General features: G+C 59.1%; 17 protein-coding genes and 2 pseudogenes. 11 read left to right on the forward strand and 8 right to left on the reverse strand.

All coding sequences use genetic code 11. The features are described 5' to 3' along the window. Together M3I53_RS36870 and M3I53_RS36875 are read right to left on the reverse strand one after the other, a co-directional pair. Window positions 1-189 (reverse strand): helix-turn-helix domain-containing protein (locus tag M3I53_RS36870; RefSeq protein ID WP_254320670.1); only part of this gene is annotated, 189 nt, incomplete at its 3' end. 247 nt (window positions 190-436) lie between these two features. Then, window positions 437-940 carry a DUF1993 family protein gene (locus M3I53_RS36875; protein WP_254320671.1) on the reverse strand — a complete coding sequence of 168 codons (504 nt, stop codon included), beginning with the start codon at window positions 938-940 and terminating at the stop codon, window positions 437-439. A 122-nt stretch (window positions 941-1,062) separates the two neighbouring features. Here M3I53_RS36875 and M3I53_RS36880 point away from each other — a divergent pair, with 122 nt between their 5' ends. Next, window positions 1,063-1,965 carry a LysR family transcriptional regulator gene (locus M3I53_RS36880; RefSeq protein WP_302058003.1) on the forward strand — a complete coding sequence of 301 codons (903 nt, stop codon included), beginning with the start codon at window positions 1,063-1,065 and terminating at the stop codon, window positions 1,963-1,965. A gap of 31 nt (window positions 1,966-1,996) precedes the next feature. On the opposite strand, the gene M3I53_RS36885 is transcribed toward M3I53_RS36880, so the two are convergent. Continuing rightward, window positions 1,997-2,515 (reverse strand): helix-turn-helix domain-containing protein, encoded by a 519-nt coding sequence (locus M3I53_RS36885; RefSeq protein ID WP_254320672.1) that lies wholly within the window; start codon window positions 2,513-2,515, stop codon window positions 1,997-1,999. Between the two features lie 275 nt (window positions 2,516-2,790). Here M3I53_RS36885 and M3I53_RS36890 point away from each other — a divergent pair, with 275 nt between their 5' ends. The 6 genes from M3I53_RS36890 (at window position 2,791) to M3I53_RS36915 (ending at window position 12,671) form a co-directional block, all read left to right on the forward strand. Continuing rightward, entirely contained in the window at window positions 2,791-4,041 is a 1,251-nt protein-coding gene (locus tag M3I53_RS36890; protein WP_254320673.1) for an efflux RND transporter periplasmic adaptor subunit, read from the forward strand. Beyond that, window positions 4,038-7,226 carry an efflux RND transporter permease subunit gene (locus M3I53_RS36895; protein WP_254320674.1) on the forward strand — a complete coding sequence of 1,063 codons (3,189 nt, stop codon included), beginning with the start codon at window positions 4,038-4,040 and terminating at the stop codon, window positions 7,224-7,226. The genes M3I53_RS36890 and M3I53_RS36895 overlap by 4 nt, the downstream gene beginning before the upstream one ends. Next, entirely contained in the window at window positions 7,223-8,701 is a 1,479-nt protein-coding gene (locus tag M3I53_RS36900; protein WP_254320675.1) for an efflux transporter outer membrane subunit, read from the forward strand. The genes M3I53_RS36895 and M3I53_RS36900 overlap by 4 nt, the downstream gene beginning before the upstream one ends. 126 nt (window positions 8,702-8,827) lie before the next feature. After that, a complete protein-coding gene (locus tag M3I53_RS36905) occupies window positions 8,828-10,003 on the forward strand; it encodes an MFS transporter (RefSeq protein WP_254320676.1) in 1,176 nt (391 codons plus the stop codon). Between the two features lie 28 nt (window positions 10,004-10,031). Beyond that, window positions 10,032-10,844 carry an isocitrate lyase/phosphoenolpyruvate mutase family protein gene (locus M3I53_RS36910; RefSeq protein ID WP_254320677.1) on the forward strand — a complete coding sequence of 271 codons (813 nt, stop codon included), beginning with the start codon at window positions 10,032-10,034 and terminating at the stop codon, window positions 10,842-10,844. An 810-nt stretch (window positions 10,845-11,654) separates the two neighbouring features. After that, the gene (locus M3I53_RS36915) at window positions 11,655-12,671 is read left to right on the forward strand and encodes a GlxA family transcriptional regulator (RefSeq protein ID WP_254320678.1); all 1,017 of its coding nucleotides are present in this window, start codon (window positions 11,655-11,657) and stop codon (window positions 12,669-12,671) included. Here the strand turns inward: M3I53_RS36915 and M3I53_RS36920 are convergent. The 4 genes from M3I53_RS36920 to M3I53_RS36935 all read right to left on the reverse strand — a co-directional run bounded on the left by M3I53_RS36920 (window position 12,577) and on the right by M3I53_RS36935 (window position 14,765). Further along, the gene (locus M3I53_RS36920) at window positions 12,577-12,990 is read right to left on the reverse strand and encodes a hypothetical protein (RefSeq protein ID WP_375542635.1); all 414 of its coding nucleotides are present in this window, start codon (window positions 12,988-12,990) and stop codon (window positions 12,577-12,579) included. The genes M3I53_RS36915 and M3I53_RS36920 overlap by 95 nt on opposite strands. 20 nt (window positions 12,991-13,010) lie before the next feature. Further along, window positions 13,011-13,199, reverse strand: a complete 189-nt coding sequence (locus M3I53_RS36925) for a hypothetical protein (RefSeq protein WP_254320679.1) — start codon at window positions 13,197-13,199, stop codon at window positions 13,011-13,013. Window positions 13,200-13,292: 93 nt separating this feature from the next. Beyond that, window positions 13,293-14,003, reverse strand: a complete 711-nt coding sequence (locus tag M3I53_RS36930) for an SDR family NAD(P)-dependent oxidoreductase (protein WP_254320680.1) — start codon at window positions 14,001-14,003, stop codon at window positions 13,293-13,295. A gap of 66 nt (window positions 14,004-14,069) precedes the next feature. Next, a complete protein-coding gene (locus tag M3I53_RS36935) occupies window positions 14,070-14,765 on the reverse strand; it encodes an isochorismatase family cysteine hydrolase (protein ID WP_069266541.1) in 696 nt (231 codons plus the stop codon). A 1,069-nt stretch (window positions 14,766-15,834) separates the two neighbouring features. On the opposite strand from M3I53_RS36935, the gene M3I53_RS36940 reads away from it, so the two are divergent. The 4 genes and pseudogenes from M3I53_RS36940 to M3I53_RS36955 form a co-directional block, all read left to right on the forward strand. Then, window positions 15,835-16,527, forward strand: a complete 693-nt coding sequence (locus M3I53_RS36940) for a hypothetical protein (RefSeq protein WP_254320681.1) — start codon at window positions 15,835-15,837, stop codon at window positions 16,525-16,527. 35 nt (window positions 16,528-16,562) lie between these two features. Beyond that, window positions 16,563-16,812, forward strand: a pseudogene (locus tag M3I53_RS36945) (H-NS histone family protein). 681 nt (window positions 16,813-17,493) lie between these two features. Continuing rightward, window positions 17,494-20,229 carry a winged helix-turn-helix domain-containing protein gene (locus M3I53_RS36950; protein WP_254320682.1) on the forward strand — a complete coding sequence of 912 codons (2,736 nt, stop codon included), beginning with the start codon at window positions 17,494-17,496 and terminating at the stop codon, window positions 20,227-20,229. Between the two features lie 305 nt (window positions 20,230-20,534). Next, a pseudogene (locus tag M3I53_RS36955) lies at window positions 20,535-21,188 on the forward strand (serine/threonine protein kinase); the annotation flags it as partial. Between the two features lie 32 nt (window positions 21,189-21,220). On the opposite strand, the gene M3I53_RS36960 reads toward M3I53_RS36955, so the two are convergent. After that, window positions 21,221-21,434, reverse strand: a 214-nt coding sequence (locus M3I53_RS36960) for an IS3 family transposase (protein ID WP_254320160.1), incomplete at its 5' end; no start/stop codon positions are given.

The raw sequence follows: 21,434 nt of genomic DNA on the forward strand, positions 1-21,434 counted from the left end.
GAGCAACGGCCGGTGGTGAGAAATCTCCTGCAGCGCAGCCTCACCGCCTCGATCGTACAGTTCCTTAAATCGGTAGAAGCTGTCGCGCGAGTAACCCATCACGCGACAGGCCTGGCTGACGTTGCCGAGTTGCCGGGCCAACTCAAGTATGCCGACCTTGGCACGAATTACCTTCTGCTCCTGAGTCATGGCGGACTCCTTGCTGTTCGCGGCGCGCATTGTCGCTACGGGCTACGCCCTCCGCGCCAATGCGCACCAGCATGAGAAACCAACCACTGTCAGATTTAGTCTAGTCCACTGCATCTTCTGCGAGTCAATGTCTGCTTTCGATCGCGAGGCGGTCGCGCATCGAAATGCATCGTCGACAGATCGTGTTCGACGAAAACGTCAGCTTTCTCCGGTTCGCCCTTTAGCAACGACTCGGGCTGCCCACGAATCAGGCATCGAAGGCATTGACCGGGCCAATGAAATCCAACTTCTTGAGGTCTACGCCATTCGTGCGCAAGATCGCGTAAGCCATGGCTACGTGGAAGTAGATGTTCGGAATCACGATCTGCAGCAGATAGTTTTCACCAGTCAGCTTACCCGGCACCCAGGATACTTTTACGATCTGACTGGCGGCGTCAGCGTACCGGTCTACCGCCACGCTTTCAGCAAAGTCGATCGTCTTGCGGATGCGTGCACGTGCTTCATCAAGCGTCTGCTCATTGTCTTCATGTCGCGGCGGCTGCTGTCCTGAAAGCCAGGCGGCTCCGCCCTTCAGATAGTCGCATGCGCTTTGTATCTGATAGAGCAGCCCGCCCATGTCGGGAGCGAGACGGGTCGACAAGAGTACGGCAACGTCGAAGTTCTTCGCAATCGCGAAGCGCTCGGCTTTGTCGAGATAAGTCTCCATTGTTTTTACTGCTTGCACGCATTGCGCGATAGCTTGTGCATACATCTGAATCTCCAGAAATGTTGTTTTCGTCAAGTCATGCTTCGGTACGGCACTTGCGAAGGACTTCCCATACAATATTGCGACCTGATCGCACATGAGCGAACGCATTGGACCGACTAGAAGCCATGGAAATGCTGCTGACCGCCGTGGACAGGGGAAGCCTGTCGGCGGCAGCACGCGAACTGAAAATCCCAGTCAGCACGCTCACTCGCAAGGTAGCGGATCTCGAGGAGTTGCTCGGAACCCGGTTGCTCATCCGAACCACCCGCAAACTGACGTTGACCGACGCGGGCATGTCGTACGTCGCGGCGGCCCGGCGCATTCTCGACCTCGTGCGTGAACAGGAACACGAGGCGACGGGCGAGTTCGCCACAGCCAAAGGTGAACTGGTCGTAACGGCACCCGTGCAGCTTGGGCGTCTGCATGTTTTGCCCGTTATCAATCAGTTCCTCGCGCAGTATCCCGACATCACCGTTCGGCTCCTTCTCTCCGACCGAAACATCGATCTCATCGATTCGCACGCCGATCTCGCCTTGCGGATCGGAGAACTCGCAGATAGCAGCATGATCGCCACGCGCATCGGTTCGTTGCGGCCGATCGTCTGCGCGAGCCCGGCCTTTCTTGCCAGCCATACGCCGCCGCGCGAACCGGGCGATCTCGTCAAATATTCATGCGTCGTCTTCAATAGCCCTTATCTATCGCCGTGGCGCTTCCGCCTTCCCACGACGAGCAAGATTTATGTGCTCGGCGTGAAACCCCGGCTCGAAGTCACGACGCCCGACGCTGCCGTCAGCGCCGCCGTGGACAACGCCGGCATAACCTACGTCTTCGAGCACGATGCCGATGAAGCACTCCGGAACGGGCAACTGGAGATACTCCTGCCGCAGTTCGAGATCGACCCGGTGCCCGTCCATCTGGTTCATGTGTCCAGAAATCTCATGGCCATTAAACTGCGGCATTTCATCGACTTTGCGGCGCCGAAGCTCAGACAATCGCTATCCAGATTCGGCAAGCAGAAGCGGCACTAGCGCGGTGTCGTTGCTTCGTTGCCCTCCAGGCTCACGACTCGTCGCTCTGATCACCGAGCACCCGATCGTTCCGGCTCTCGATCACGTCCCGCGTCGTTTTCTTCGCACCGGGACCGGCGGCGAACCGAACGTCCCGATAGCTCAACGCCTGCCCGTCCGACGTGCGGACTCCGACGGCCTGCACGGGTTTCCCGCTCGCATGGTCCACCAACGTGATGGGCGGCTTGCCGTCCGGCCTTAGCCACCTGTCGCCCCATTGCATGAGCGCGACCAGCACTGGATATAAATCCGCCCCTTTTGCGGTCAATCGGTAACCGAACGTATTGGCGCGTTCTGCGATCGGGAAGCGTTCGAGAATATCCAGCTCGATCAAACGTTCCAGCCGCGCCGCGAGGACATTGCGGGCGATACCCAGCCCGCTCTGAAATTCGTCGAAGCGCCTGCTGCCTTGCGTGCACTCGCGAACGATCAGAAGCGTCCACCACTCGCCCACCTCGTCGAGGGCGCGAGCGATCGAACAGTCCATTCCATCGAAGCGTTTTCTATACATGATGGAACGTATCGTAGCCCAGGTTTCGTCACGCAACTTAACCAGATTGCGGGGAACAGTTCCCCGGTTTCGGCCAGTAGTGTGACGCAACCGTGTGGCCTATAGTTGCGTCACGAAACTTAGCCGGTAGTCGTTCACGGGGAGGTCTCCCGCGATCACGGCCTGGTTCTGGACTAACCCGCTTTCTTCATACGAGAAAGCAAAGGTTGATCATCCAACGGGCGAGCTGGACATGACTCTAGGTCGTACAGCCTGTCAACATACTTAGGAATGCCATGAATAACCGTATTGATCAGGCCGAGGTGGGGGTCGCGACTCCAGCCAACCCGGAGACGTCCGGCTCCGTTCGATGGGTCGGCAAAGGTGTTGCAGCCGCTGTGATCGTCGCCGTGGCGGCGACGGCGGCTCACATGCACTGGTCGAGTGCAGCCCCTGTTGCCGCACCGCCGCCTCCGTCGGTTGCCATTAGCGCGCCATTGCAGCGCGACATCGAAGGCCGGCTCGGGTTCCTCGGCCAGTTCTCTGCCGTGAACCGTGTCGAATTGCGCGCTCAGGTCGGGGGCACGCTCACGCAGATCAATTTCAAGGATGGCGACATCGTGCATAAAGGCGACGTGCTCTTCGAGATCGACCCGGAACCGTATCAGATCAAGTTGAGCCAGGCGACGGCGGGATTCGAATCCGCGAATGCCCGGCTGGCGCTCGCCACGCGAGAGCTTGCCCGCGCGCAGGAACTGCAGCGCTCGGAGGCGGGAACGGTCGAGAACGTCGACCAGAAGGTCGCGGAACAACGCGCTGCTCAAGCGGCTGTCGACAACGCCAATGCTCTGGTTCGCGACGCCAGGTTCGACCTGGATCGCTGCAAGATTACTGCACCCTTCACCGGCCGCATCGGTACACACCTCGTTTCGACGGGCAATCTGGTATCCGGCAGCCGCGCCGGCAGCGGCCCCACGACGCTGCTTGCGACGATCGTTTCGTTGGACCCGATCTATCTGGATTTCGACATCAGCGAAAACGACTACGCCGCTTTCCAGCACTCGCGTGAAAACCGCAAAGGACCGTTGGCAGACGCAGTGAATATTTCGCCGACAGGCGACAGTGGATATGTACGCACAGGCACGCTCAACTTTATCGACAACACGCTCGACCGTTCGAGCGGAACCATCCATGCGCGCGCAACCATCCCCAATAGCGACCTGTCGTTGACGCCCGGTGGCTTCGCGCGCCTGCGGCTGGCAACGACTGCACCGCGACCGGCCCTGCTCGTCCCCGATGCCGCCGTTCTCCAGGATCAAACCGACCACATGGTGTACGTCGTGGGAGACGACAACGTGGCCACGCCCAGAACGGTCGAGGTTGGCGAGCTTCGCGGCGGACTGCGAGTCATCCGATCTGGACTCGCCCCGACTGACCGCATCGTGATCGACGGTATTCCGTCGGTGCGCCCCGGTTCGAAGATTTCGCCGCACGCGGGGGTGATCCTGTTCTCGGCGGAACACGGCGACGAAGGAGCCAAATCATGAAACTGACTCACTTTTTTATCGAGCACCCGCGCTTTGCGGCGGTGCTCAACATATTCGCTTTGCTCATCGGCCTGGCAACCATGATGAAGCTGCCGGTGGCCCAGTATCCGAACATCGTTCCCACGACCATTCAGATCACGACCTCGTATCCCGGCGCGTCGGCGGATACGATTGCGCGCACGGTTGCAACGCCGCTCGAGCAGTCCGTCAATGGCGTCGAGAACATGGATTACATCTCGAGCCAATCGACCAGCAATGGTCAGTTGACGATCACCGTGATCTTCAAGGTCGGCACGGACCCGAACACCGCGCTCTTGCTGACACGCAGCCGTGTGGAAGACACGCTGTCGCGCCTGCCCGCCGAAGTGCAATTGCAGGGCGTGCAGGTGAAAAAGACTATCCAGGCGCTGCTGCTCGGCGTTCATGTCTATTCGCCCGATGGCTCCCGCAGTCCCGAATACCTGTCGAACTACATGCTCAAGGTTCGCGATCAGATCGCGCGTTTGCCGGGCGTGTCGGACTTTCAGTTGTTCGGCGAACGGCAGTACGCGATGCGCATCTGGATCGATCCGGACAAGGCCGCGTCGTACAACATCAGCGCGAATGAAATACTGGCAGCGCTTCGCGCGCAGAACGCCGCCGTCTCGGCAGGTGTGCTCAACCAGCCGCCTGTATCGAACAATGGCACAGGTGCCTATCAGATCAATATCGACGCGCTTGGCCGTCTGACGACACCCGAACAGTTTGGCGACGTCGTCGTCAAGTCCGATGCGCAGGGACGTGTGACGCGCATTCGCGATATCGGCCGTGTCGAGCTTGGCTCGGTGGACTACGGCTCCAAGGCTTACGCTGACAGGTATGCCGCCACGCCATGGTTCGTCATTGCCACGCCCGATGCAAACGTGGTGCAGGTCGAGCGCGACGTGTGGGCCAAAATGGCCGAGCTGAAGAAGAGCTTCCCGCCCGGCGTCGACTACATCAAGATCTACGACCCGACTACCTTCGTTTCCCAGTCGATCGAAGAGGTCGCGAAAACCATCGGCATTGCGATTCTGCTGGTGGTTGGTGTCGTGTATCTGTTCCTGCAGAACTGGCGCGCCACGATCATCCCGGTTGTCGCGATTCCGGTGTCGCTGGTCGGTACGTTCGCGATCCTTTCGCTGTTCGGCGCGTCCATCAATAACCTTTCGTTGTTCGGACTCGTTCTGGCCGTCGGGATTGTCGTGGACGATGCGATCGTCGTGGTCGAGAACGTCGAACGGAACATGGCGCTCGGCATGTCGCCGAAAGAAGCCGCTCATCGGACGATGAACGAGGTTTCGACGGCCATTATCGCCATCGCCCTCACATTGTGTGCGGTGTTTGGGCCCACTGCGTTAATGTCCGGCATCTCGGGGCTGTTCTTCAAGCAGTTCGCGATTACGATCGCCGCGTCCACCGTCATTTCGTGCTTCGTCTCGCTGACGCTGAGCCCGGCTCTGTGTGCGGTGCTGCTCAAGCCGCACGAGATGGAAAAGTCCCACGGCGGATCGACCGCGCTGGGGCGCCTCCATCACGCGATTTTCGGCCGGTTCAATGCGTCGTTCGAATGGCTGTCGTCGCGCTACGGAAAGATGACGGGCCGCGCCGTTCGCGCGACCACCGTGATGCTGATCGTCTACGCGGGCCTGATTGGAGCAACTGCGTTGCAGATGTCGAGAATGCCGACCGGCTTCATTCCGGAACAGGACATCGGCTATCAGGCGGTAATTGCGTTCCTTCCTCCGGGCGCCAGTCTCGAACGCACCGACAAGGTGATTCGTGAAATCAACGACATCGTGCTCGATACGCCCGGACTCAAGGGCGTAACACACACGTCCCCTGTGTCGGGCCTCGACGTCACGACGGGCACGATTGCGCCCAACGTCGGCACGCTTTTCTACGGGCTGCCTTCGCTGTATGGCAAGCATGTCCCCGGCGTCAATGCGGCGTCGATGCTGGTCGAACTCCGCAAGCGTGTCGCGGGTGTAAAGGACGCGGTGGTCGTCGTGATCAATCCGCCGCCCGTGCAAGGGCTGGGCGCGGCAGGCGGCTTCAAGCTGATGCTGGAAGACCGTGGCGGACTCGGCCCGCAGGCGCTCGCCGACGCGTCACGTGCGCTCGTGGCGGCAGCCAACAAGGACAAGGTATTCGGTGGTGTCTTCACGCTTTACAACGCGGGCGCGCCGTCAGTCTATGCGGACATCGACCGCCTGAAGGCGGAAAAGATCGGGCTCACGCCCACCGATGTGTTCTCCACGATGGATCTCTACCTTGGCTCGCAGTACGTGAACGACTTCAACTTCATGGGCCGCACGTACCAGGTACGCGTTCAGGGCGATGAAGCATTCCGCCGGACACCAGAAGACATCGGACGGCTCAAGGTGCGCAATTCGACGGGTGACATGGTGCCGATCAGCAGCGTAGCGACGTTCAAAAACACGACCCAGCCGTATCGCGTGCCGCGCTACAACATGTATCCCGCAGCGGAAATCATGGGTGCAGCCGGTCCCGGATATTCGTCGGGCGACGCCATCCAGCACATGGAAAAACTCGCAGCGCAGGTGCTTCCGAACGGCATCACATACGAATGGACCGATCTCGCTCACCAGCAGAAAGAGCAGACCATGTCGCCGCTCGTGATCTTTGCTGCCTCGGCACTGTTCGTGTTCCTCGTGCTTGCTGCGCAGTATGAAAGCTGGAAGACGCCTCTCGCGATCGTGCTAATCGTGCCGATGTGTCTGTTCGCCGCAGCGATCGGTCTGAACGTGCGCGGCATGCCGATCGACATTCTTGCGCAGATTGGGTTTGTGGTGCTCGTTGGACTGGCCGCGAAGAACGCCATTCTGATCGTCGAGTTCGCAAGACAACGGCAGGACGAAGACGGCGTCGATGCCGAAGACGCTGCCACCCATGCGGCACATGTGCGGTTGCGGCCCATCCTGATGACGTCATTCGCCTTTATCGCGGGTGTGGCGCCCCTCGCCATTGCGAGCGGCGCCGGCTCAGAAATGCGGCAATCACTTGGCACGACGGTGTTCTTCGGGATGCTCGGCGTGACGCTGTTCGGGCTGGCATTCACCCCGGCGTTTTACGCCTTCGTTCGCAAGCTCGGCATCAAGGGCGCGCTTGCCGTGCGGCAACTCGGTAGTGGAGAAGTGAAATGAACGGCTTCGTATCCAGAACTTCGAAAGCGATCGCAGGTAGTCTGATCGTCAGCGCCTTGCTTGCGGCCTGCGCCGTCGGCCCGGACTATGTTGCGCCCGACACGCAGATGGCGCCGTTTCACAACGCTAAGGTCGTCGCGGACCGGCAAACGACGTTGCCGGCCCCGAGTCTCGATAGCTGGTGGACCGGGTTCAACGACCCCGAACTGGTCAAGGTGGTACAACGGGCGCTGGATCAAAACCTGAGTCTCCAGGCTGCGATCGCACGGGTTGCACAGTCGCGCGCGGCGGCCCAGGCGGCTGGCGCCCGCCTGCTTCCGACGGTCGATGCCAATGCGTCGTACACGGCAGTGCACCAGAGCACGCAGAGTCCTCTTGGCACGATAGCAAGCGCGTTTCCCAACTACAGCCGCGACCAGAAGGAATATGTCGCCGGTGCGACGGCAAGTTGGGAAATCGATCTGGCCGGCGGTCTGCGGCGTGCACACGCGGCCGCCACCGACGAAGAGCAGGCCGCCGAGGCCGCTCAACTCGGCACGCGCGTGACGGTTGCTGCCGATGCTGCCGACGCATATCTGCAAATCAGAGGGCTGCAGGCGCGGCTGGCCGTCACGCAGGACCAGGTGGATACTGATGCGCGCCTGCTGGAACTCGTGAAAGCGCGCAAGCAGGCCGGTGCATCGGACGAACGCGAAGTGGCGCAGGCTGAAGCCTTGCTGCGTCAGGCACGCGCCACCGTTCCGAGCTTGCGCGTGTCGCTCGAAGCGCAATTGAACCGGCTCGATGTGCTGATGGGCGTCCAGCCGGGGACCTATGCGGCAGAACTCGGCACGAATGCGGGCGTCATTCCGGACGTGCCTGCCATCGGCAGCGCGGATCAGCCCGTCGACGTCTTGCGGCGCCGCCCTGACATCATTGCTGCCGAACGCCACCTGGCGGCGTCCAACGAAGCGATCGGCGCCGCACTTGCCGATTACTACCCGAAGATTTCCCTCGCTGGCGCACTGGGATTCGACAGTATCTCAGCCAGCCACTTCCTGAGCGCGAAGTCGTTCCAGCCAATCGGGACAGGTGCGCTGCAATGGCGTCTATTCGATTTTGGCAAGGTAGATGCCGAGGTCAAGAGTGCGCGCGGATCGTATGCGGAGGCATTGGCGCAGTATCGGGAGGCTGCTCTCAAAGCGACCGAAGACGTCGAAGACGCGTTGATGACGCTCTCGCAAACCGAGATTCGTGCGCAGGAAATCCAACAGGAAGTCGCCGCATTGACGAAGGCGCGCGACCTTTCAGAGAAAGCGTATCGCGCGGGATCGATCACGCTCACTGACGTGCTCGACGCCGACCGGCAACTTCTCGTGTCACGCGACGATCTCGATGCAACGAGGGCCGACGCCGCCCGCGCCGCAGTTAGAACGTTCCGTTCGCTTGGCGGGGGATGGGACGCTCCGCATCAGCAGGTCGCGCGGACAAACTGACTCCGAAGCACGACTTAACTGGTTTATGGGGAACAGCTTCCTGCTTTCGACTCGTAGTGCGATGCAGTCGGGTTCCCTATAGTTTCGTCACGAGACTTAATTCGCAATCTTTCTGGAGAGGCCGACATGGATCGCCGCCTTCTAACACTCTCACTCGGTATGTTCGCGTTGGGCACCGACAGCTTCGTCTTCGCTGGCATCCTGCCTGAAATCGCGCATTCGTTTGGCGTCAGCATCGGCGCTGCGGGCCAGCTGATCAGCGTCTACGCGCTGAGCTATGCCCTGCTCGGTCCGACCCTCGCAGCGCTTGCTGCGAACGTTGCACGCAAGCGTCTGCTGCTCAGCGGCATCGGATTGTTTGTCATCGCCAATCTCGGCACCATCGTGGCGCCGAATCTCGCCATCGCGTTGGCCACCCGCGCTTTCGCAGGTCTTGGTGCAGCGATGTTTTCTCCGACTGCCAGCGGAACGGGCGCGTCACTGGTGCCGCCGGAGCGTCGCGGGTACGCGTTGTCCATCATCGTGGCGGGGTTAACAACCGCTACCGCGCTGGGCTCGCCCATCGGTGCCGTGATCGGCGGGCTCGCGAGCTGGCACTGGACGCTGGTGCTCGTTGCCGCACTTGGCGCAGCCGCGTTCGCCGGCATTCTTGCGTTCCTGCCTGACGTACCGTTGCCGCCCGCCATTTCGCTGCGCGAACGCCTATCTCCCCTCACCGATTCCCGCGTCGGACTTACGCTCACGACGACTGTGCTTGCACAGATCGGCACGTTCATCATCTTTAGCTACTTCTCGGTTGTGTTCGATCGTGCGATCGGCCACAGCGCCCTGGTACTGGGTGGATTGCTTGTTCTATGGGGACTGGCAGGAACCTTCTCGAATCTGCTGACTGGACGGATCCTCGACAAGATCGGTTCGCACAAAGTGGTTCTGATCAAACTCTCCATCGTGGCAATCGTCATCCTCACCATGCCGATCACTGGCGCACATCTTTGGAGTGCAGCGATTGCGGTGACGATCTGGGGCGCCTGTGCATGGGGTGTGCTGGTGCCACAACAGTTCCGCCTCGCAAGCCTGAATCCTCCGATGACGGCTGTACTGGTCGGTCTCAACACTTCAGTGACTTATGTGGGTGTGTCCATTGCTGGCGCTCTCGGTGCTGCTGTGATCCCGGTCATCGGCAGCCATAACCTTGGCTACCTCTCCAGCATTCCCGTGGTCATCGCGATCCTTGTCTCTTGGCTCGCGACGCGCCGCATCGCATCGTTTGCAAAAACAGCAAAATGCGCCGTAGCGGCTTGAGTTTTCATTTCCATTCGAGGAAAAAGCAATGTCTAACGTAAATACATTTCGTCGGTTGCACGACAATTCGGTCCCGCTCCGCTTGCCGAACGCGTGGGACGCCGGAAGTGCACGTCTCATTGAATCGCTGGGTGCACCCGCCATCGCCACGACAAGCGCCGGCTTTGCGTGGGCATTGGGCTATCCGGACGGCCGCGTACTGCCTTTCGATGAGGTCGTCGCTTCTGTTCGGCGTATCGTCCGCGTGCTGAATGTGCCTTTGTCGATCGATATCGAGAATGGCTATTCCGACGACCCAAAGACCGTTGCGGACCATGTCATGCAACTGGTGGATCTCGGCATCGCCGGCATCAATATCGAAGACGGCTCAGACCCTGCATCGCTTCTCGCCCTGAAGATCGAGGCGATCAAGAATGCGCTGGTGAGGTCGGGTTCGGATCTCTTCGTCAACGCACGCTCCGACGTCTTTCTTGCGGGCCTCGCTGAAAAGTCGAAGCAGCCGCAAGAGTCGATTGCTCGCGACAATCTATATGCATCGGCCGGTGCGGATGGACTTTTCCTGCCGGCCCTCGTGCAGTCATCCGAAATCGAAACGATTGCGGGCGCAACGCGTCTGCCTCTTAACGTCATGGCCGTGCCAGGACTCGCCGATGCAGCGACGCTCGGCAAGCTTGGCGTGCGCCGGTTGAGCGCGGGCAGCGGCATCTCGCAGGTCGTGCTCGGCAAGGCGAAGGCCCTCGCGCAGAACTTTCTGAACGACGGCCGTTCCGAAACGCTCGCTAGCGATCCGTTGCCGTACTCCGAAATCCAGAACCTTTTCGTCGGAGTGATCAAGCGATGAGCGAGAGACGTATCGGGAAGGTTCGATCGTCGACGTCCGCTCGAACTTCTTTCACTACGGAACGCACAAGCAACTGGTTGCCAGTTTCGTGGCTGTGCGGCATTGCAGGATACCTGCGGTACTCACGAACCTGCGAAGCAGGATGGATAGTTGCGGTAAACGGCGGTTATTGGGTTGTTCAACTGGATATTTCACTCAGGAAAGCGAGTGGATTCGTCGTGACTATTCATGACGCTCTGCGCCATTGATGAACTGCGTGTCCCTGCTATGGCGCTCAGCAGTAGTGGCGCAGGGTGATCATCGTATAGGCAAGCGTCTTGAAGGCGTAGTGCACGCCACTGATGCGTTTGAAGCGCAGCAGCAGACGGTGAGATTTATCTTCCCAGGAGAACACGCGCTCAATGGTGCGAAAGCGTTCTTCAAAGATCGCCGGATCGAAGCATCGCTTACGACAGTGCTTTGTGCTTTCGCGTCCACGCGGCTTCTCTGATGCATGGGAACCATGCCGCGATTGAAAATCGCCTTGCGGTTGGCCCGCCAGTCGTAGACGCCGTCCAGACTAACGATCGCGCCTTGCAGGTCCATGCCGATGGCGCGCGCTCCTGGCTGAGCTGGGGGAGCGCCTCGCACAGCAGGGGCGATACGCTGCGCCCTGCAAGGCTAAAGGCATTCACCGCTTATCCGAAAAATCTGTCGCCCAAAAGCGGCCTGTCATTGAGGCTTCAGATCCTGTGCCCTACTACACCCCGAAAGTTAAAAAACCGCGACGCGCTATGCATGAAACTATGCGCGCTGGTCTGAGGTAACGCTATGCCCACTGGCACGAAGGTAGTCGCATTTCTGGTTGGATCACCCGCTGATCTGATCAACTTGGTTTCCATTTCTACGGTCTTCTCCTACCCGCGAGTTGATGGGAAGTCTGTGTACGCGACCAAGATCCTCTGGACTCAACCGACCAAAGTCGTCCAGGGTTCAGGTGGAATCACGCTTGCTGACTGCATCCCCTACTCGGATTACACAGGTCCAATTGACACACTTGTGGTCGTCGGAGGTCTCAGTGCATTTGCTGAGGTTTCGCCGGACTTGATTCAATGGATGCGTAGACGTGCACCCCAAACACGCCGTCTCGTTTCTGTCTGTACCGGGGCGTTTGTTTTGGCTCCCACAGGCCTACTTGACGGGAAGCGTGTGACTACCCATTGGCATCACGCAGCAAAGCTTGCCCAGCTTTTCCCGAAACTGAAAGTCGATAAGGACAAGATTTTTCACAAAGACGGGAAAGTCTATTCAACGGCCGGGGTAACGGCAGGGATAGATTTAGCACTCTCTATCGTTGAAGAAGATCTCGGACGCCAACAGGTTGCTGCAATCGCTCATACGATGGTTCTCTACGTCCGCCGCCGTAGTCATGAATCGCAGTACAGCACGCTTCTTGCCCAACAGGCTGACGTCAGCGGTACACGTCTTCGCGACCTGCCCGCATGGGCACAATCACGCCTAACGCAAAAACTGGATGTCAACACGATGGCAAAGGCGGTCGCCATGACACCACGAACGTTCGCTCGCCAGTTTGCGTTGCACTTCAAGACGACTCCGGCACGTTGGGTTCAAAAGATTCGAGTAGAGGCAGCTTGTGTGTACCTTACGACCGACGATCTGCCGGTGAAGGCGATCGCAAGACTGACCGGCTTCCGCGACGAACTGTCACTTCGCAGAGCATTCAGTCAACAACTCACGACGACGCCGAAAGACTATCGTCGAAGGTTTGGCATGGCTCGGCATATCGGGTTTCAATCAGCTGAATTGGAAGACGTTGCAGTTTCATAGAAAGACGCTCAATGACGACCTTGCCAGATGCCACGAGCGGTGCGATCTCTTCGAAAGCGGCGGTGAGCCGTTCCCGGTTTCCAGGAACTTTTAGCCAATTGACAATCCAGAAGCCGTGCAGCGATTTGCCTGCGATCAGAAAGGCAGTAATGGGGTTCATACCGATTTGAGCCATCTGGCAAAGGTCACCTTCGGGCAGAGCCCGCTGCCACGTCTCCTTGGTCTTGATGCGGGTTGACCAGGTTGTGTTCTGAAGCATGGGCGCGATGACTCGATCGCCCACCTTGACGTGTGTAACGCTGCTTCCTACTGCGGACACGCGCCCGACGCCCTCGCATCCTAAACCGTGAGGGAGTGGGGCAGTTCGCCATAGATGCCCGCAATGATGTACTGATCGGTCGGCGAGACCGGCGCGGCTTCCATGTCGATAATCCACTCATCGGCTGCCAATGCGCCGAATTCTGGCTGCTCGACCAGCTTGATCACGTTTTTGGGATCGCCGTAAGCGGTGAGTTGAAGTGCTTTCATCGAAAATTCCTCTCATGTAGTGCCGCGCCATGAACGCTGTCGCTTGAAGGCGTCGCGTCGAAGGCGCGCGGGGGCGCCTTCGCACGCTTCGGGCTAGTGGCCGGCAGTGCGACCGCCGTCGACATAGTGGATTTCGCCAGTGACGTAGTCGGCATCTTCGAGGTAGTTCATCGCGCGAACGACGTCTTCGATCTTGCCGTTACGGTTCAAAGGGGAGAACGACTTCAGGTCCTCCGGATTTGATCCATCGTGAAGCGGCGTGATCACGATGCCGAGCGAGATTGCGTTCACGCGGATGTTGCTCGAGGCCAATTCCATGGCCAGACCACGCGTAGCAGCAACGCAGGCACCCTTTGAGAGTGAAGCAACAACCGCCGGAACTGTTTGCAGGGCATGCTCGACGAGGCTGGTCGAAATCTGGACGATATGGCCACCTCCTTGCTTCTTCATCGCCGGGACTGCAGCTTGCGTTGCGAAAAAGACGCTGTCGAGATTAGTCCGCATTACTTGGCGGTAAGTCTCTTCCGAGATATCTTCGATTCTTCCCGGACGCCAGATTCCTGCGTTGTTGATTAAGGTATCCACGCGACCGAAGCGGTCGAGCGCGGTATGGATGACTTTCCGTGCAATTTCAGGATTGCCGATACCACCAGGGACGGTGATGTAGTCAGGATCATTCGATTCCGCAATGGTGCGTGCATTCCCGACGACTCGCCACCCACGCTCGCGATAAGCGTTCACAAACGCCGCACCGATCCCGTGGGATGATCCCGTCACAACGACAACTTTCTGGATATCACTCAAAGTTCTTTATTCCTCAGGTTGGTTGAAGCGGACTTGCCCACAGCGCCGCCCGCCACAAGCGCAAAGCTAAGCGGCTGTCGCAGCAGCCTTCATCTTGTTCACTGCTTCCTCAGTCGTCCAGAGACCGTTCGCCATGAAGCGCCAATTGACCATGGCAGCCACATAGCCGTCGCCTTCCTCGTTCTTCGGTCCCGCTACCGCGTCGCGTACCATTGCAACCTCAAAACCAGCTTCGATGAGGTCACGCATGTGAGATTCGAGGCAGATATTCGCCGCCGGACCAGCCATGATGACTTTCTCCACTTTGCGCATCCGGAGCTGCTTGACCATGTCATTCGCCATAGTTCCAAAGTGCTTGTGCGGAGATGTGTTGCAGGTGCGTCCGTCCATCAGATACTTCTTGAACGGCTCGTAATAGTCCGCCCGCGAGTGAGCAAAGCCCTCCAGGTCCACCGGGTCCTTGCGCCCGCAGAAACCGATCCCTCCGAGGTAATGCGCGATAGCGCCACCGGGAACCACCCATTGAAGATCTGTTGGGTAGTACCAGTGGGGGGAGTGAAGGATGTAGTAGCCCAACTCTTGTGCAGTTTTGAGAAGCTGTTCCGTGTGTGAGATCACGTTCCGTTCTTTCAGCGAGTCCGCGATCAGCTCGTAGTAGGTCCCGGTCTTTTCTTCAAAAAACTCGTTTTGCATGTCGACCAGCACGAGCGCCGTGCGCTTGTGGTCAAGTTCCATCTCGGGGTTGCGATGCGTGAACAACATATCTAAGTCTCCCTAGTTGGGGTCATAGCGCCTTGACATTCAGGCATACAAAGCAACTATTGCAGATTCCGAAGGGGAACGCTCTGACAAAAACAGGGCAGATTCTGCCATCCAACGCTCAATACCACCCGCTTCCTGCACCCCCTTTTGGATGGCTTTATATACAAGCTGAAAGCTCGGAATTTCGAGCAGTCACTAAGCGCTAAAAAGTGGAGCGATCCACTCAGATTATCCTTTGCGTAGCGTTCCGCAATGTCTGAATGATGTTCGAAAGTGGTAAGTTTCGCACGTGCACGCCGTCAGCTCCTCGTCAGGGCGAATGTGCGTTCGCAATGGCCACTAATCAAGTCTGAAACCGAATTCCAGGTTCATCTTCAGCGTCCATGCGCTAGTGAAGGAAGTGCCTCGTTCTCTTGGCCGCTTTGAATTTCAGAGCGGCAGAATCCGCACTCTATTTGTCAGTCAATTGATCTGCATTCCAACCAGCTGCAAGATGCTGGCCACGAAGTGATTTCCGAATTCTGCCATTCGCCACAATTCGATCACGAACTCCTCGTCTGTCTCAAAATGAGGGGCATTAACGTGACCGATGAGGAGATCAACAGCGCAAAGCCGTTCGTTTGCGGTAGCTCAGGGCAGGAGGCCGGAGCACAGTAGCGCATCTCCATCGAATGACCGGACTCGGCAGCGCTCCGGTCGTTCGAAGCTGCATGGTGGGTGTCTCTTGATGGCCCGACACCGGAAGCTCGCTGTCTGACCTTCGGGGCGCACGAGTTCACCCAAGAGGGCAGCTATGCACCGCGGGGAGAACGTCGGGGCGACGCGGGGTACGTTCCTACGGTTTAGATAGGAATACGTATCTTTACCATGGTGTTACGCGTCGGTTCTTTGAGGAAACCTCGAGCGCGGTCCATGACATGGCAATGCTAAAGGCTTCTCAACGCTTTCGGGGCGTGCAGCGGCCAGAAAAAGGTGGTCGATGGTCCCCGTTTGCGGTGCAGGGGTTTTGCGCGACGACGTGGGGCGCCGCTATGTTTGTGGCGGCAGTTAGAACAGCATTCCATACGATATGGCTCACGGCTTCGAACTTGTTGCCTTCGTGCTGCCTGTTGGCTGTCACCCCGATTCGACTCCCGCTACTCGTCGCGGCACTGGTGGCTGCGTGCTGGACGGGCATGAGCCGCGCCCATCCGTTCGAGCGGGCGCGACGTTTGGCACTACGATTTTCGCTGCGGGCGCGATCGGTATCTGGTTTCGGGCGCTCGACCCACTGAACTTCCTGCGTCGAATGTGCGAAGCACAGCAGCACGTCGCGCAATGCAGCGAATCCGGCACGGCGCCGACTGCGGCAAAAACACCTGCTCGCGTTCCCCTCGCGGATTTCCTGGCGAGCCTCGGGACAGCTTGGCAGGACGGCGAAGTAAGACCGACGCATCACCGAAAGGCGCGCGTCCCCCTACCTGGCACAACCGGGAAGATCCGTTGGGAGCACACTTGGCCGACAATACAGCAATGGCTTCAATCCGAGCCCGGCATCACGGCCAAGAAGCTACACGAGCGTCTCGTCGCCATCGCACCGGCGATGTATTCCGGCGCGCAGTTGCGCACCCTGCAGCGCCGCGTGAAGGCATGGCGATCGAACCGCGCTAGGGAACTGGTGATCATGACACTCGGCGGCGCCGACGCGATGAAGGCTGGCGCTGCTACGCAGCAACAGCCTTCATCGCAAAACAACCGGAGAGTGACAACTACCCGGGAGTAACATCATCCCGTGAGGCAACACGCCGGTCAAAATGATTGTCGCCGCGCAAGCGGGCGGCGGCTCGGGCGGCAGAATTTGTGGAAGTGCGTGCGGACATCAGGGCCAAGGTAGCTGATTATGCGTTTACCGAGCGGGATATCTTCGAATGTCGAGGCGGCGGCCGCGCGACGTCCGCACGAGGAGGCGTCGTACCGGCAAGATATCGTGACCCGAAGACGGGAGCGACCTGGTCGGAAAGGAGCGTGCGCCAAGGGCGTGAAAAACCGCAACAGATACCTTAACTGACGGCGAGCGCCTCACCGAAATCCATATTGACGAATGAACAGCTCCTGTATGGTTGCCCGCGAAAAGCTAAGCTGAGTCAGCAGGAGTTACTAGAGTTGAGCTAGATCACTACAAATACCTTAGTCAACTCAGTTTGCGCGGTCGCTGTCGTTGCTGTGCCGTTTGCATCGTTGGCGGCTCCGGCAGCAATGCCTAAACCGCGTTTGATTCCTCACGGTAGGCCAGCCTTTGCCTCACGGGAGTCATACAGACTAAAACTGCGGCTGCAGCCCTGAGACCAACGGCTCGTCGCAGACGGGCCGTCCGGCAAGCCCGACTAAGATGAAGGCAGTAGTTCATTCGTCTGATCAAATCGGGTAATGGAGAGCATGCAGCTTCTGCCTCGAATGGCGTGGAGTGTCGTGCTATGCGTGCCGAGTGCTTTCGGCTACCGCTTGAACGCCCAAAGGCGTCATGCGCGCGAATCTCGGAACAGTCGCTGGCGCGGACTCGCCCTGTCCACGGCGTACTCGGTCGCACCATCTGGTTGCTTTGGTTAAACTAAGGGAAACCAGACGCCGACGGAACCAGGCCTAAACATAACCAGCGTCCGTTGGTACAAACGTCCGTATCGAAGAACGCATTTCGGCGCGTTGTTTCGCACGTCGAGCATGGGTCCAGCGAGTGCGAGGTATATCGAACATGGGCGGCGATACGGTCTATCGATTTGGTGCTTTCGAGCTACTGAAAGATCGACAACTTCTTTTTTATGCCGGAACACCCGTCCACGTCGGAAGCAGGGCACTGTCAATTCTTTCTTTGCTTGTCGAAAAAGCGGGTGCGCTTGTCACCCGAGAAGAATTGATAGCCGCAGCCTGGCCGACCACAATCGTCGATGAAAGCAATCTGAAGGTCAATATCGCGCATCTGCGTCGCGTGCTTGAAAAATATGACCGGCGGCAGAGCTATATCACCAACGTCCCTGTACGCGGCTATCGCTTCACGGAACCGGTGCGGCGAGAGCACGTCGACACCATCACCTTCAGGTCGGTGACGCCGTATATGCCACTCCCGAGCGCGAGTCAATTGATCGGGCGCGCAAAGGAGGTCATTGCCGTATGTAACGGCATCAACAAAAGCGGCTTCCTGACGATAGTGGGCGCAGGGGGCGTCGGGAAAACTTCGGTGGCGATCGCAGCTGCCCAGTGTCTGGCCGATCATTTTTCCGACGGCATTTCCTTCGTCGACCTGGTGACTGTCAACGATTCCCAGTTCCTTGCATCGGCTATCGCGTCCGAACTCGGTATTCGCTCGGATAGTGAGGATCTGCTTGATGCAGCAATACGGTCGATCAAAGACCAGTCGAAACTGCTCGTGCTCGATAATTGTGAGCACCTGATTCCCGCCGTCGCTGCAGCGGCAGAAAGGCTCGCTGCGGGCCTCCCGAATGCAAAATTCCTGATTACCAGCCGTGAACCCCTGCGTCTCCTGCGGGAGCAGGTGCTCAGGATCGATCCGCTTGAGTTTCCAGCGAACGGTGTGGAAACGAGAGACGCGGCCACAGCCCTCAGTTTCTCTGCTGTCGACCTGTTTGTGACTCGCGCGGCTGAAGCGTCCGGCTACGAGCTCGTCGATTCCGATTTGCCGACCATCATCGATATTTGTCGCAGGCTCGATGGCATACCCCTCGCGATTGAACTCGCCGCTGCACGGATGGATGCATACACGCCAGCGAAACTGCTGAGTCTGCTCGGCAACAGGTTCGATCTGTTGGACCGGGGCACTGACAAGATGCCTGCGCGTCACAGGGCACTTCGCGCGACACTTGAATGGAGCTACGGACTTCTCCCTGCGCACGAAGCAGCCATCCTGCGCGCGCTGGCCGTCTACTCGGGCGCATTTACCGTCGACGACGCCGTCGCTGTCGCGTCTGCAGCCGGTGTTCCTTCCAGTGCGGCACTAGAAGGAACCGTAGCTTTGATGTCGAAGTCTTTGTTGTCTGCTGACTCAGGGGAGGATGCACTGCACTATCGCCTGCTTGATAGTACCCGTGCGTTTGCGGCCGACCGGCTCCTCGAAGACCCGCTCTGTAACCAGGTCCGACATCGTCATGCGGAGCATATTTGCGTATTGCTGGAACGCTTACAGAGCGACTGGGAAGACGACATTGCGCAGGTTCGGGTAGCGAATTCCTCGGGCCGGATTGCCGACGTGCGCAGTGCTCTGACGTGGGCGTTCGGGAGCGACGGATCAGTCGTGCTGGGCGTTCGGATCACGGTAGCGGCAATACCTATGTGGGAGCATTTCTCGCTCCTCGACGAGAGCATCGCGCACCTGTCGCGCGCGCTGGCCGAGGGGCGCGCCGCCGGCTTGACTGACATCGGTGCCGAAGTGCGGCTGCAACTCGCGCTGGCGAGTTCGCTTATGCACGCGCGCGGCTTGACGAAGGAGGCGGATGGCGCCTGGAATCTCGCCTTGTCGTTAGCCGATCGCTCCGGCGAAGTCGAATGCCGGCTGAAGGCTCACTGGGGACGTGCGGTATACGATATTCACATCGGTCGACCGACGGATGCGGCGCATCGGCTGCACTTCTTTGGCGAACTCTGCCGGATGCTAAGCGACCAGTCTGCGGCCCCGGACGGTGAACGGCTACTGGCCGCGGCCGAGATGTACCTCGGCCAGCTCTCGGCTGCGAAGGCGCGGCTAGAGCGTCTGTCGACCTTGTATTTGACAGGCAAACGCATGCGCCATGCCCACTTCCAGATCAATCGCGCCGTAGCAACGCGGACCACGCTCGCAATGGTCCTATGGTTGACCGGGGAGTCTGAGAAGGCGACTGAACTGGCGGAGAATACCGTCCAGGAGGCACTCGCGTCTGGACACGCGCTTTCGGTATGCAACGTGTTGTCGCTCACGGCGTGTCCGATTGCGCTCTGGAGCGGACGAATTGACGATGCCGAGCGCTATATCAGCTTGCTACAGCAACAGTTCGAGCGTGCCAGACTTACGCTTTGGGCACAGTCGAGTCGTTGCTTGCGAAGCGCGTTGATGATTCAGCGCGGACAACAAAACGGGATCGGCTTGCTGGATCAGGCGATCAGTGACCTACTTGTTGAAGGCTCTGCCATCCGCGCACCGATTTACATGAGTATGCTCGCGGATGGGCTGGCGCGGGGAGGCAGAGTTCAAGAAGCTCTGGCGATGATCGAAGCAGCCCTCGCACGCGCCGCGGCGCAGCACGAGCGGTGGTGCCTGCCCGAACTGCTGCGTGTGGAAGCTGCGATCCGCTTGTTGCAAGGTACACGCAGGCGGGCTGAACGGTTGCTACTGGATGCGATCGATCTCGGGGAAGAAATGGGCGCGGTCGCATGGCGATTGCGAGCCGCTGAAGACCTTCTTGCACTACGGCCGGCGCTCCGCGATGACTCCCACGCTTGAGCCGGAGTGCGGTGGTTAAAAGAAGTTGCAAAGCGCGGTCATTGACGCGGCATGACTAAAATACGGTGGCGACACTTCGATTTGCGATTTCACCGACCAGCGCAAAACTGGCACTGCTCGTAAAGGCTCTCCGCAGTTTCTCGCGTACCTCGGCCGCTGGATTCCGGTGCGTATCGTGTCGCGCAGGCGATCTGCGCGGGCCTGACCAATTCAGCATAAAAGAGCGGGCTCCGTCTCTATGAATCGTTGAATCTATTCCGACGAATTGGCGGGGGCGGCAAATGGCTACCCATGATTGCGACAAGATGTTTAGCGGCCTGCAGACCTTGTGGGACGATGGCGAGCGCACATTCAGCCGCACACGACGGGTGGTAGATGGCCTCGACGAGACGCTTCTCATTGCGTGCCCCGCCGTTGAGCAGCCCTCACGTGCCAGCCTCGATCGGCTTGCTCACGAATTCGAATTGAAAGACGAATTCGACAGCGCCTGGGCAGTGCGGCCGCTGGAGTTGGTGCATGAAGGCAGCAGGACGCTGCTGGTGCTCGAAGATCCGGGTGGTGAGCCGTTGGAGCGGCTGGTTGGCGCGCCGATGGCGGTGGGCAGCGCGGTGCGCCTCGCCATCGGAATCGCCGCAGCGCTGAGTAAGCTTCACCAGCGCGGCCTGGTCCACAAGGACCTGAAGCCAGGCCACATCCTGGTGAACTGCACGGACGGACAGCCGCGGTTGACCGGCTTTGGCATCGCTTCGCAGCTTCGCCGCGAGCGACAGGCACCCGAGCCGCCCGAGACCCTCGCCGGTACGCTCGCCTACATGGCCCCCGAACAGACCGGGCGTATGAACCGCTCAATCGACGCTCGCAGCGATCTGTATGCGCTCGGCGTCACTCTCTACCAGATGCTCACAGGAGCACTGCCATTCACTGCAGCCGATCCGATGGAGTGGGTGCACTGCCATATGAACTGAACCCCAGAAGTTGGACGGTGGACGAACTATGCCTTCGCAAATTGAGCTCGGTACTCGACCGGGCTGAATCCCTGCAATTTGATCTTGATCCGGTCGTGATTGTAGTACCTGATGTACCTGTCGATGCCAGTTCGTAACTCCTCGACGTCTCGGAACTCATTGAGGTAGTAGAACTCTGACTTGAGCGTACCGAAGAAGCTCTCAATGGCCGCGTTGTCGAGGCAGTTCCCTCTGCGAGAC

The sequence above is a fragment of the Paraburkholderia sp. CNPSo 3272 genome (assembly GCF_024206495.1).
Classification (GTDB): domain Bacteria; phylum Pseudomonadota; class Gammaproteobacteria; order Burkholderiales; family Burkholderiaceae; genus Paraburkholderia.